The sequence below is a fragment of the Formosa sp. F44 genome (assembly GCF_056238645.1).
Genome location: NZ_JBWDLJ010000002.1, coordinates 81,508 through 94,989 on the forward strand (window position 1 = coordinate 81,508; position 13,482 = coordinate 94,989).

Annotated in this window: 7 protein-coding genes; all 7 read right to left on the minus strand. The window is 34.0% G+C overall.

All coding sequences use genetic code 11. The features are described 5' to 3' along the window. Positions 1-104 precede the first annotated feature (104 nt). The gene (locus tag AC0UBM_RS05345) at positions 105-2,390 is read right to left on the minus strand and encodes a DUF5916 domain-containing protein (RefSeq protein ID WP_475687959.1); all 2,286 of its coding nucleotides are present in this window, start codon (positions 2,388-2,390) and stop codon (positions 105-107) included. A 345-nt stretch (positions 2,391-2,735) separates the two neighbouring features. Beyond that, positions 2,736-3,386, minus strand: a complete 651-nt coding sequence (locus AC0UBM_RS05350; RefSeq protein WP_475687960.1) for a M48 family metalloprotease — start codon at positions 3,384-3,386, stop codon at positions 2,736-2,738. A gap of 93 nt (positions 3,387-3,479) precedes the next feature. Continuing rightward, a complete protein-coding gene (locus AC0UBM_RS05355) occupies positions 3,480-4,505 on the minus strand; it encodes a hypothetical protein (RefSeq protein WP_475687961.1) in 1,026 nt (341 codons plus the stop codon). Positions 4,506-4,589: 84 nt separating this feature from the next. Next, complete coding sequence (locus tag AC0UBM_RS05360; RefSeq protein WP_475687962.1) at positions 4,590-5,906, minus strand: RagB/SusD family nutrient uptake outer membrane protein; 1,317 nt, start codon at positions 5,904-5,906, stop codon at positions 4,590-4,592. Between the two features lie 13 nt (positions 5,907-5,919). Next, complete coding sequence (locus AC0UBM_RS05365; protein ID WP_475687963.1) at positions 5,920-9,213, minus strand: SusC/RagA family TonB-linked outer membrane protein; 3,294 nt, start codon at positions 9,211-9,213, stop codon at positions 5,920-5,922. 3 nt (positions 9,214-9,216) lie between these two features. Beyond that, complete coding sequence (locus tag AC0UBM_RS05370; protein ID WP_475688507.1) at positions 9,217-11,700, minus strand: zinc-dependent metalloprotease; 2,484 nt, start codon at positions 11,698-11,700, stop codon at positions 9,217-9,219. 143 nt (positions 11,701-11,843) lie between these two features. Next, entirely contained in the window at positions 11,844-13,481 is a 1,638-nt protein-coding gene (locus AC0UBM_RS05375; protein WP_475687964.1) for a histidine kinase, read from the minus strand. Between the last annotated feature and the right edge of the window lies 1 nt (position 13,482).

The following is a 13,482-nucleotide window of genomic DNA, read 5'->3' on the forward strand; positions in this document are numbered from 1 at the left end:
GTTCTCAATATCGACTCCAACACAAGGAACAAAGCATCACGAATTTTAAATTTAAAATGAAGTTTGAAATGGACAATGAGTAAACCATATTGCTATAGTACAGCCTATCCTCTATTTTTTCGAACAATATCTAACCAATAAGTGACTTTTAAAAATACGCCTCTTTCAATGGGTACGAAAGGAGATGTTCTATCTGTATCCGTATAGGTTAAAAATACATCCGATAATGGCGCATACCTCCATTGAAGTCTAGATACTAATAAAAAACTATCCGATTGCGAGCTGTATTGCACATCGGTATTAAAGAATAACGTTTTTGAAAACGTAACATTAAGTGTTGGACCAACATACCAAATTTGACCAGACGAATACGGTTCTGGAAGTTTTATATCGTCGTATTGAATCTGCAAGGACACATAAAATAAGGGTTGATATCGGTATTGAAACTTAACATCTGCACTAAACTTATCTCCCGTATAAAATGAACCATAAGTAGCTGTTCCTTCCATCCAAAACGCTTTACGCCTATCGGTGTTAAAATCAAGATCGAAATCTACGGTATCGTAACCTCCAACAGGCACCGGCTCTCCTTTACCTTTAGCCCCTACAGGATCGAATGGAGTATATAAATATTCGTAATTTTTATTAGCTGTTAAAGACAGCAATGCACCACTTGTGAAATTTACTTCGGCACCTAAAGCCGTATAACCTTCAGATAAATCATTTCCACCGGAAGCTTTCCAATATCCGTTATAACTAGCATTAAATATAATGGTATTTATAGCATCAGATTTTGGGTATAAATTATACTTAACAGATGGATTGGCTCTTAATATATCAACACGTTTAAGATAGCCGAGATCCGATACAAATCCGTTATCGACGTACTGAGTCGTAAAACCTAAAGAATAGTCTCTCTTTTCTACATTTAAATCTGTTCCCGCAGAAATGGCATCACTATCTATGCCTGGAGTAAACGATTTATGAAAAAACGCCCTTCCATCTATACTATTATCTTTAGAAAAGAAATTAAAATCTGTACCTGCCACGCGGTTATATTTGGTTCCTGTACTCTCTTCATTAAAATTGGTCGCCTCCCGGTTAATAAAGAACATTGAAATATTAGACTTGTTAAAAATCTTTTGTTCGGCGGCTATAACCAGATTATTATTAGACGGGATATCCTCTCCTTTATCATCTTCCGTCTGAACATCCAACACTCCAATTCTTAGCTTATTATTTATTTTACCTGTAAATTTTGCTCCAACTGTAAGTGGCACAACCACATCGGCTCCCAATGAATCTTTTGCAAAACCTACACGTCTCGAGTAAAAAGGAAGTGCATTGTCTGTGTTTCCAAAACCATTAAATAAATCGCCATTATCTATAAAGAACAATCGTGTTTCATCCTGTTTAATTTCGAATTGGGTGACGTTATTTGTTCCGGAAACCACATCGTCGCTAGAGAAATCCGGCAACACAGTTAAGTCTAACATTAAACTACTTTTAATAGGAATTTTAGCATCAAATCCGGCTTTAAATTCGAAGGATTTTTCTCCTTTGTAGTGCTCATTTAAATACGAAGGCGTTACATAAGGAATTAAAGAAATAGGGTTTCTTGATCTTTGTAAAGGTTTTTCGAAAACCATATCTCCGAAATACCCGATATTAAGCTGATTTTGATTTTGTGGAACTCTAGACCAGGAACTCTTTGTGTTAGATTGCGTATCCGATCGCATTGCCGAGAACTTCCATGTTGTGGTGCCGGCCTTAAATTTAAATGCAGACATCGGGATTTTGATTTCTGAAATAAAATAACCATCATAAATTTGAGACTCTCCCTTCCATTTTGTATTCCAGTTTAAATCTAAGTCCCCAGTAACTCCTCCTCTATAAATTACACCTTCTCGTTCTACCCCAAATGGATTTATTCCGAATAAAAAGGCATTAGTTCTGTCGCTATAGGTATCGAACATAAGATTAACAATATCGGCTCCACTTATACTAAAATCTCTTTCGTAAGATGGAGTTCTATAATTTTTTCCAGGCGCATAACCTTTAACCGCGATATACAAAAAACCTTCATTGTACATCATTCTCATTTCAGTCTGGTATTCGGCCTGCTTACTATCTGTTGGGAAGTATTCGGTAAAACCACTTGTTGGAACAGCTTCTGCCCACATGGCTTCATCTAAAACACCATCAATAATAAAATTGTCGTTGTCTACATACTTTACGGAAATGCTTTTTTGAGCATGAACTAAAGAACCTAGTGTAAAGCATAATAAAAATAAAAGTTGCCTACAAGAGAAAGCAGTAGAAGAAAAAAAAGAATTTCGTGTTTCCATACAACTTCTAGATCCTCTTTTTGTAAGTAAATTCAACGGCATAGTGACTTTTTTTGCAAAAGTACTATCTGTTTTATAATTGTCGTCCCTTTTGAGATGTTAATGTAAATCGAGGATTAAGAATTATGTATTTCCTTATTTTTGGAACTAATTATCACAAACCCATGCTTTTTTTAACACGTTTTACAAAAACCTTTAAAATTATCGCTATAAAATCACCTAATCCCATAAAACGCCAAACAATTGTACTTAAAACAGAATAAGCACTAAAAACAACCTCACAGTACTGATAATCATTATCTTAATAATTATAAAACAAAAAAGCCTCTCGATTACTCGAAAGGCTTAAATAGACTAACACTAGTTTAGAAGTATATGTAATTAGGCTTACATATTATCCTCCCAAATTTTTAAATACAATATTTTAAAGGCATCGGCTTCTGTTTGAGTATTACTTAGAGTAATATAAGTTTGCATGGCTTTAATACGATTGACTCCCGAAGGATGTGTAAATGTTCCGCCACCTAAAATATTTATTAACTCCTGAAAATTCTTTGTTAAGGATTCAAAATACACTGGTTCTTGTGATTTTATAAGATGAATCGCAATTAGATCTGCCAAGTATTCAGATTTAATATATTCGTTCGTTTCTGGTCCGCTAGACACATAACCATCTAGATTAAATAATCTTGCCTGACTTAAGGTTGCAATATGAGCTACCTCGTGCGTTAATGCGAATAACTGAATACTTTCTTCAGATACATTTATTAAACCCATACTCACCTCGACATATCCAAAAGAAGCCCCAGCATCGATTCCCATTTCATCTTCACGCACGTGAAATTCTACTGGAATATCAATATCTGTATAGGCCGAAAATAACGGAATGACAGTGGTATTGTATAATTGCTTTAATTTATCTTCTTTGTCTAAATTACAGATTTCCTGATCTTCGTCTACTTCTGCTTTATTCTCCTTTGAGTCCTTACTACAGGTAAAGAACACTAGAAACAGTATGAAGTACATAAATTTTTTCATTTATAAAACTTTTATAAAAAAAGGAACACTCTAATAAAAAAGTGTTCCTTTTAAGGGGGGTAAAACAATAGGTTTTATTAGAAAGACTAAAACTTAGTACGTAAATATTTTTTCTACAGTTGCAAGACCTTCAAAGTAAGTATAAGATGCTTTTATTGGATAATTGTCTGTGTTGTATTCGTAAGTTATTGCACCGTCTGCTAATGTTCCTGAAATAGGGTTATTAGTATTTACAGCTTGAATTCCTGCGTTTATAGCTGCGAAAGCAGCAGGATAAAGTCCTACAAATGGGTTGTTATTATCATCGTAAGTGGCTACATAATCAGAACCATATCTTTTTTCAAGAACAACGTTACCATCTACAATAGTAAAGTCTACTTCTGTAACAGAATCCTCGTCTGTATGATCTATTCTTTTCTCTACAGCTAAACTTCCGTTAGCATCGTACTCATATTCGAAAGTATATTCTAAAACGTCCTCATAAGAGTATAGTCCTTTTACAATTTGTCCAGCTTCGTTATATTCGTAAACAGTGCTTTCTTTATCATCTGAAGTTCTTTTTTCGATAACTTGATTTTTGTCATCGTAAATTAAAGAATATTCAACAGTATATAATGTTCCAAAATCGTCGATTTCTTTAGAGTAAGAGCTCACAAAATTAGACTCGTTATAGCTATACGTTGTTGTTGAATTCTCTCCAAATAAATCTGAAATTTGGTACGTAAGTAATTGAGAACCGCTCCCAACTTCTCCTCTAGTGGTAATAGTCACACTATATTCTTTAGTAGTAACACCGTCTTCTGCAGTAACCACAAATACTTTAGGTTCGCCATCTTCAAACGAGATTACACTTCCTGAAGCTGGTGAAACTGTTGCATTTTCAGAAATATCTATAGTAGGCTCTACAGCAGATAAATCTGTTCCAAAAGGCACACTAATTGCAATAGCACTTCCTAAATCGTACGTAATATCGTCTGCACTAACACCATCGATAGACACTGAAAAATCGGTAATTGCAGCCAAAGAAGATACAGAGACAGAATCATCGTCGCTTGAACAAGAAACGGTTGCTATAGATACAGCTAAAAAAAGACTTAAAATTGAAAAAATTTTCTTCATAATTTATTTATTTAATTGTTTTGATATTACCTTTTTAACTCCACTACAACCCACAAGATAACAACAGGTTATAGTATTTTTATTTTACAAATTCGGGTTGTTTATAACAGCATCGTTAGGAAATGGTATCACATATCTTTCGTCGTTCTGGTTTAATTGATATGTTTCTCCGTTATAATTTTTTATAAGTAAAGGCTGTGTGGTTCTTCTTAAATCGTTCCATCTGTGCCCTTCAATAGCAAATTCTCTTTGACGCTCTGCTAGCACCTCTGTAAGTATTGCTTCTGCATCTAGCGCTTCAATTTTTGTTTTATATACATCTAATCCTTCAGGCGTATATCTGTTAGTTGCAAGCTCAATTAATTTTTCTTTAGCTTCATTTGTAGCATTTAAATGGGCATAGCTTTCTGCTAGTGTCAAATACAATTCGGCTGTTCTAAAAGAGACTTTAAAATTAGAATCGGCATTTTTACTTGAATGGTATGTTCCATCACTATCCTCATAGAAATATGTTTCAAAACGTAAATCGTCGGTTTGATTGTAGATGTCTATTAAATCGTCTGAAATACTAGCGTTAGCAGTCATATCGAAAGAAGCTACGGTTTCTAAAGCAAGAATAGATTCCACAGAATTATATTCTGAAGGCATAATTGATTGATCACCATTTAAGTTTTGTAGACTATTTTTAATAGCCAGCGCTTCGGTTGAAGATGTGATAGCCTTTTCCCATTCATTTTGGTATAAGTAAACACGCGCTTTAAATGCTTTTACAGCCACAGCAGAAAACCGATAATTGTACCCTAACGCTTGCTGGTTGGTGTGCATTAACACCTCAGCCTCATTAAGATCGCTTAAAATTAAATCGTAAACGTCTTGCACTGTACCAACCACGTAGTCCTTATCAGAATCATACTCGGTGGTAATTGGTACTCCTGCATCTGTATTTGCAGTCGCTTTATTATAAGGTTTTGCGTATAAATTAATTAAATCGAAATATTGTAACGCTCTTAGCGCATGCGCCTCTCCAAGTAATTGTTCCTTTTCTAAGGCCTCTCCTTCCATAGCATCTGCACTATTTATAACATGATTGGTATAAAAAATGATATTATAAATACTGGCGTATGGATACGCTCTAGATAACGGACTTGGATTTAAATCGTTCCAGATATATAAGTCCTCGTATTGCTCTATTCCTACAGAACTAGGGCTTAGACTAAGTTCGTCACTTCTATACGTCGTTAAAATTTTAGATTCTTTGGTAATAGCATATGCCGCTGTTAAGAAGCTTCTGTAGTCTTCGACAGTTGTAGGTATCACTTGCCCAACAGGCTCAATGTCTAAATAATCGTCGCAAGCCGAAAAACTTAATGCAACTATTAGTATGTATAATATTTTTTTCATGAATACTGTCTTTTTAAAATGCAAGATTAAATCCTATTGAAATGATTTTAGGAATAGGTTGTGCATAAATGCTACCATACGTTTCCGGGTCGAAAAAGCCCTCGTAATCTGTACCTATTACAAATAAATTGCGTCCTTCTATATTAAAATCGAAACTTGATAATTTTAGTTTATCTAATTGTTTTTTAGGCAGAGAATAGCTAAATCTTATACTACTTACACGCAAATAAGAAATGTCTTTAATCCAAAGATCTAAGTCGTCGTAGGTTCTCCCATCGTCTGAAGAATTATACCAGTTATACACTAAATCTGTATCGAATCCAGGTGTATTAAATCCAATTAATGCTGGAAAATTACCTGTACCTGCTTTTAAAATATCTGTACTATAATTATTCCCAGGTTCGGCTTGAGTGAGGTTATAACTTGGATCTGCCTGCACGGTTTGTTTTAGACTAAAGTTTGTTAAAACCCGTAATCCAAATTGCTTATATCTAAACGTATTATTAAATCCACCACTAAATTTTGGAGCAGCATCACCCACATACGAGTATAAATCGCGGTGCTCTTGTCGTGTTAACTGGCTACCATCGGTACCTTCTTCTAAATTATAGAAATCTACTGCAGTAACTTTTTTTCCATCTTTCCAGAATAAAGGCAACCCATTACTATCTAATCCCGCGGTTTTAATAGCAAAAATAGCAGTCGAACTATAGCCTTTTAAAGACGGTTTAAAGTCTTCTTCTCTAATCTCTATATCTTCAACAATACTTTTATTATGAGAAATATTGAACGTAGACGTCCATTTAAAATTCTCATTCTGAATGTTTACTGTATTAATTAAAAATTCGAATCCTTTGTTACTAACACTCGCCCAGTTTGTATTTATAAAACTAAATCCGCTTTCTAAGGGAACCGATTGCAAACCAATTAAATCTGTACTTTTTCGCGTATAATAATCACTTGTTATATAAACTCTATTATTAAGTAATCCTAAATCGAAACCAACGTTAGACGATACTGTTTTTTCCCATCTTAAATTTGCATTGGGTGCACTTAATGCTCGAATTACTTCCTCGCTCATTCCTGGCAAAATAGTTTCTGTATAATACTCTCCAATAACAAACGGAGATGTAGATTTATCTATATTTCCTTGCACCCCGTAAGATGCACGAATTTTTAAATCGCTTATAATATCTACATTAGAAAGGAAGTTTTCCTTATAGACATTCCAAGATCCAGCTACAGACCATAAAGGCAGGTATCTGTATTTAGGGTTTACGCCAAAAAGATTAGAACCGTCGTATCTTAGACTGGTGAAAAACGTATACTTTTTATCTAAAGTATAAGATGCCGTTCCAAAAAATGAAGCATATGCATTCTCGTAATACGATTTTTTATAAGGATCGAACAAAGAATTTGTTAAAGACCTTTCATCGGTAATTGCGATGGAAGTGAGTGTATTTGGATTAAAGCCAAAGCCTTTAGCGTGAATTTCTGTTTTTTCATTTCTTCTAAACTCTGTTCCTGCCATCACATCCAACTCGTGTCTGCTATTAAAAGTGGTACTATAATTCGCTGTTGTTTTCCAGTTATATTGAAACACATCTGAATCCCAATTTTGAATTATGCCACCCTTAGGCATGTAATATGCAGGACCATCGGCCGTATTATATTGCGATCGTTGCTCGTATTTTCTTGTATAATAACTATTCTCGTCACTAAATTTTTCTGTCTTATCGAAATCTAATTGTAATCCCAACTGACTATTAATTTGAAGTCCTTTTAACACCTTATAATTAACATCTAGAATCGCTTTTAAAGAATTAGACACCAATTCGTAATTCGTATTTTCTCGCTCTTCTAAGACATTGTAGTTTAAATTTAAATCGGATCTTTCAACCAAATCAGGATCGTAAACATACTCCCCATTTTCGTCTTTAAGTTCTAAATATGGATTTGCTGTTCTTGAATAGTACGACGGATTGGTATAGGCATCTGCGCCTGTAATGTATGAGCTTGTTTTTGTTTGACTCCCAAATAAAGCCACACCTACTTTAAGCTTTTCGTTTATAGAAAAGTTATCCTTAAGTGTAATATTGTAACGCTGTTGTCCTGTTCCGGTTGTTGTTCCTTTTTCGTCGAAGATTCCAGTAGAAAAATAATAATTATTATCATCATTCCCTCCAGAGATACTTACACTGTACTGTTGGTTTATTGCTGTTTGATAAAGCTCGTCTCCCCAATTGGTTTGCGATTGTTTTAAACTATTAATATCGTTTTGGGCATTAAGTGATAAGGCTGAAAATCCGTTATTCTGAAAATTAGCATATTCTCCATAAGAATTTAAAATCCTTGCAACACTTCCTCTATCCTGCTGATAAGTTAAATCTGAACGACTCGCTAAATACAATTCGAAATCTACTTTCTCACTAGAGTTCATTAAATTTAATTTATCGAAATCTGGTCTCTGCGTAATAAAAACATTTCCGTTTGCTTGTACACGCATGGCTCCTTTTTTACCACTTTTACTGGTAATAACAATAACACCATTGGCCGCTCTAGCACCATAAATAGATGTTGCCGAAGCGTCTTTTAACACGGTAATACTTTCAATATCTTCCGGATTTAAACCAGCAATAGGATAAGATTGTAAATTATCGATATTGTCTTTATCTCTAAAATCTGATGGAATATCGTTTCCTTCTAAAGGAATTCCATCTAAAACCCACAGCGGGTCTGAAGAACCATTTAATGTTGCACTTCCACGAATTACAATTTTGGCAGGCGCACCAGGCGCACCACTAGTAGGTTGCACCACAACTCCGGAAATTTGACCGGCCAACATATGGTCTACACTTAAAACTCCAGACTGTTCTATTTCGGACATTTCAATCTTCTCGTAAGCCGAAGTCATTTTACGTTTTTCGATTTTCTGATATCCTGTTAAAACAATCTCATCTAAAACCTCTTCACTCTCGTTAAGGACAATGGTGTAATTTGGTTTAGTTCCAGAAACAGCAACTTTTTCTGTTTCGTATCCCATAAATGAAACCAAGAAGTATTTGACATCTGCATTAATAGTTAGCGAAAACTCACCGTCGAAATTAGTTGTTGTGCCCAACATACTACTATTTAAAACACCTGCTGTTTTAGATTCACTTCCCATAATGGCAGACGACACGTAAATTGAAGCTCCAACCACAGGAGATTTTGTGCTATTATCTATGACCTGCCCAGTGATTACTTTTTGGTTCTGACCAATAAGTAAAGCGGGAATAAAAATTAATAAATATATTAACCCTTTCATGTTTTAGTTTTTCAAATTATAAGTAATTCTCGCAATCAAATCACTGTAATGCTCTTTAGTCGCGCGATCTCCTTTTCTTTTCTTTTTTTCTAATAATTCTAATGCTTTCTCTAAAGCGGCTCTTTTGCTTGTTCCGATATCTGCAACTCTAGGCAAATAAGAAAAATGAATATTTTTGAAGTTGTTAGTGTCGTCTGAAACCGTATTTTCTTTCGTTTTTTCTAGAAGTTTATTTCTATCTACAGTTAAAACATCGATATAATTTTTCTGAGTAATACGATCGAACATATCTAAAGATTTCCCATGTTTAGTCTTTTCAAAAATGGCATCAAACAATGTGTCAAATAAATACTCTTCGGTAAAAACCTCTTCGTCTTCATTTAACAAAACTTCATTCTCTGTAATACGCATTAATCGATCTGTTTTTAACAAGGCGTAAATAACATTGGTTTGATAAATGCGTAGCATAGAAACCGGAGAATAATAACGTTCGCCATCTGGAGCATCTCTAACAGCAAAAATCTTGTTCATTATTTCTGGTGTGAACAACCATTTTTGAGGTAAAATGGCATTGGTAATTAAATAATCTAGAGCTTCCTTTTGAAACGCTCCTGACACTGGTTTATAAGTGTCTTTCCCATCGCCATAAATAGTATTGTTTATATATACACCACCAATATTTGCCATCACGTGGTTATTGTATAATTCCCACTGATCGATAACCGATTTATACAATTTAGATGCTTTGTAATAATCTTTTCCCGCTTCATTTGTCCACTTCAAAATATTAGGAACAATTCGTTTTAAGTTTTTAAGTCCGTATTCACTAGCCTTAACTGCATTATCTCCTAAGTCTTCACTCTGAGATCTAGGATCGACCACATCGCTTTGTTGTGCGCCATAGAAATACAACGGATTATTTTCGTGCTTGCGTATCCATTCATTTAAAATAGGCAACTCTTCGTGAGCTGTTTTATTTTCTATCCATCGGTATCCCCAATCAATAGCATACGTATCGTACACGCCAATTTTTGGTGTAATATCTACAACATTATCTTCTGGTTGTGCCACATAATTAAATCGGGCATAATCCATAATAGATGGCGCTGTACCTCCCATTTTAGAAGTAAACGTTCGCGATCTTAAGGAATCTACAGGATAGCTAAAAGAAGCTCCCATATTGTGTTTTAATCCGAACGTATGTCCCACTTCGTGAGAAGACACAAAACGAATGGCTTCTCCCATATGTTCGTCGGAGAATTTATTACCTCTAGCTTTAGGATCTATTGGTCCAGTTTGCACACGTATCCAAGAGTGTAATCCTTTCATAAGATTGTGCCACCAAATAATATCAGATTCTAAAATCTCTCCACTTCTAGGATCGACAACCGATGGTCCCATAGCATTTTGTTTTTCTGAAGCCGCATATGTAATTACAGAATAGCGCACATCGTCGGCATCGAAATCTAAATCTGTATCCGACGGAAATTTAACTGTTACAGCATTCTTAAATCCAGCAGCTTCGAAAGCCACATTCCAATCGTAAACACCTTGCTCTATGTAAGGTCTCCATTGTTTTGGTGTTGCAGGATCTATATAATATACAATTGGCTTTTTAGGCTCTACTAACTCTCCTTTTTTATACGCTTCTATATCTTCATCTTTTGGTTGTAAATTCCAACGCGTAATCATGTGACGTGTTTCAACTTCATGCTGACTATCAGAATAATATTCTACTGGAATACTAAAATACCCAATACGATTATCGTCGAAACGTGGTTTCATAATTTCGGTCGGCAATAATACAATATTTGTAGTAACTCCAATGGTTAATGGTAAATCGGGACTTTTACCTTCGGCAACAGACGTTGTTAATTCTGATTTTACAACAATATTTTCTGGAAAAGACTTAATGGCTTCTATTTTAGAAAGCTTTGTTTTTACACTACCTCCTAAACCAATATTAGTAAGCACATCGCTAAAGCTTTTCTCTTTTCCGTTAAATACTTTATTCACTTTTATAAATACAGAAGTAGAATCTGTATTCTTCGCTTCAATATCAAATTCTTCAATAACAGACTCTCTAAAATTATCTTTAACAGACAACGTAATCGCATCGTTTACGGGAGATTTTACCTTTGGATTTATGGTTTTAACCCAAATTTTATTTAAGACTGTATCTCTGTAAAACCGAACCAATTTGGTTTCGAACGTCATCCCTTTATTTAAACCATGACCGTTTAAAGCGTAGGGCACGCTAGAGACTTTATTAACTACAAGAAAATCTTTAGAAAGTAGTGAATCCGGAATTTCGAAATAATAATCTTCCTTTATCGTATAAATATTGAAGACTCCTTTTTTAACGTTTCCTTCTTTTAAAAATTTCTGATAATTTAATTTTTTACTATCAGAAGTATCTGTGCTATCTTTTTTTACTTCACTCTCTTTGTCTTGAGCATAATTTATATGGCTAACTAAGACTAGCATACAAAAAACAGAAAAACGGAAAAAGGCATTACCCTTAAAGAAATAGTATTTCATGAAAATGTTAATTATGTGTCAAATTTTCATTAAATAACAGAGTTCCCAAAACAAAAAGGAGTGAACTCAGTAAAACAAGGAGTGAAATGCTATTTTACGTTAATAAAGGGCAGTGTACAGATAAATTTACCGTCTAAAATCTCCGTTTTGAAGTCTTTTATTTGATAATGTAGATACGTATTTTCTAAATAAGTTAATCCGATATGATGACTATTCTCAGCTTTTTGCTTTCTTGGCATATAATTATTTAAAACTTCGATCTTATCGTTTAGAATTCTAATTTCTATAAATAAAGGGTTTTGCTTTGTAATATTATTATGCTTTATCGCATTTTCTACCAACGTTTCTAAAGACAAAAAGGGAATTTTATTTTGAAGAACTTTGTCGTTGTTATTATGTATTATGGAAACATTTAAACTGTTATTAAATCGTATTTCCTGCAAAAACACATATTGCTTTAAAAAGGTTATTTCTTTTTTTACAGTGATTAAATTTCCCTCGCGTTCTTCTAAAAGATAGCGATACACATCTGCCAGCTTTAATACAAATTGCTGAGACAACTCCGGATTTAAATCTATTAATACATGTAAAGAATTAAGACTATTAAATAAAAAATGAGGATTCATCTTCTTCTTTAACTGATTTAATTGAAGCACTGCATTTTCTTTTTGATATTTCTCATTTGCATAAATTAACTGCTCCTTCTCTTCTAAAACCCTTAAATTTTCTACAAACTCTTTTTTTAACTGCAATCTATACACTATTAAAATAAGCATAAATGTTGCAAAAGCTAAGAAACTAATCCATGAAAAATAGCGTTGTATACTCTGTGTAGTCTCTTGCAGATGAATTTCTAACGGAAAACTAACCACGACAATTAATGGCGTATTATTTATTTTAATTGTATCGTAATACCTTAAAACTTCTAAATCTAGAAATTCTGAAACGGCTTTAGTTTTAAGTATATTGTCGTTTCTAGGCACATAATAACCATTAATTTTAATGGTACTCTGAAGGACTTTATCTATAGAAATTGAATTAAAATAACTGTGTAATTTTTTTCCAATATACTTAGTGTCGGGATGTAAAATGCAAATCCCGTCTTTATTGGCTACCACAGTATAACCACCATCACCTTTATATTTTTCGGAGAAATACTCCCAAAAGTTCAACAGGTCTACATCATAACCAAAAGTTACACTTGTGCCATTTTCTAATTTAACCGAGCACGACTTTCTATACAGCACGCGATCTTGCTGGGTTATAATAGTATCTCTTGTGCTCTTCGTTTTTAATACAGGGTTCTCGCTGAGATACATTTTAATTTCCTCCGCATATAACGAATCTGTATTTGCGCTATAAAACGATGCTGCATCCTGGTTTATAAATTGAACAAACGTATTTGAAATGTTCTGATTTTCTAATGCTAATCCCGAAGTGAACAGTAATTTATCTTTCAATTCTTGGTTAGAGGTTTCTGTAGAATATTCGATGACTTTTTCGGCATCGATTAAATAACTATTAAGCTGATTAAATTCGAATAGCACCACATTTTCCTTAGACTTTAAATTCCCCTGAATAAGGTCTTCGACTAAGTTCTCGGTAACAGAAGTAATTTTTGGAGTTATTAACGCACTCCCTACAAAGTACATCGCAACAAACAATAAACTAATAAAAAAGTACTGTCTATGTTGTTTAAATTTTAAGAATAAATTGTTTGAAGACATA

What these genes read in the sequence shown, in the direction of transcription:
- AC0UBM_RS05345 (WP_475687959.1), bottom strand. Translation starts at nt 2,390, where the DNA reads ATGCCGTTGAATTTACTTACAAAAAGAGGATCTAGAAGTTGTATGGAA.
- AC0UBM_RS05350 (WP_475687960.1), bottom strand. Translation starts at nt 3,386, where the DNA reads ATGAAAAAATTTATGTACTTCATACTGTTTCTAGTGTTCTTTACCTGT.
- AC0UBM_RS05355 (WP_475687961.1), bottom strand. Translation starts at nt 4,505, where the DNA reads ATGAAGAAAATTTTTTCAATTTTAAGTCTTTTTTTAGCTGTATCTATA.
- AC0UBM_RS05360 (WP_475687962.1), bottom strand. Translation starts at nt 5,906, where the DNA reads ATGAAAAAAATATTATACATACTAATAGTTGCATTAAGTTTTTCGGCT.
- AC0UBM_RS05365 (WP_475687963.1), bottom strand. Translation starts at nt 9,213, where the DNA reads ATGAAAGGGTTAATATATTTATTAATTTTTATTCCCGCTTTACTTATT.
- AC0UBM_RS05370 (WP_475688507.1), bottom strand. Translation starts at nt 11,700, where the DNA reads ATGCTAGTCTTAGTTAGCCATATAAATTATGCTCAAGACAAAGAGAGT.
- AC0UBM_RS05375 (WP_475687964.1), bottom strand. Translation starts at nt 13,481, where the DNA reads ATGTCTTCAAACAATTTATTCTTAAAATTTAAACAACATAGACAGTAC.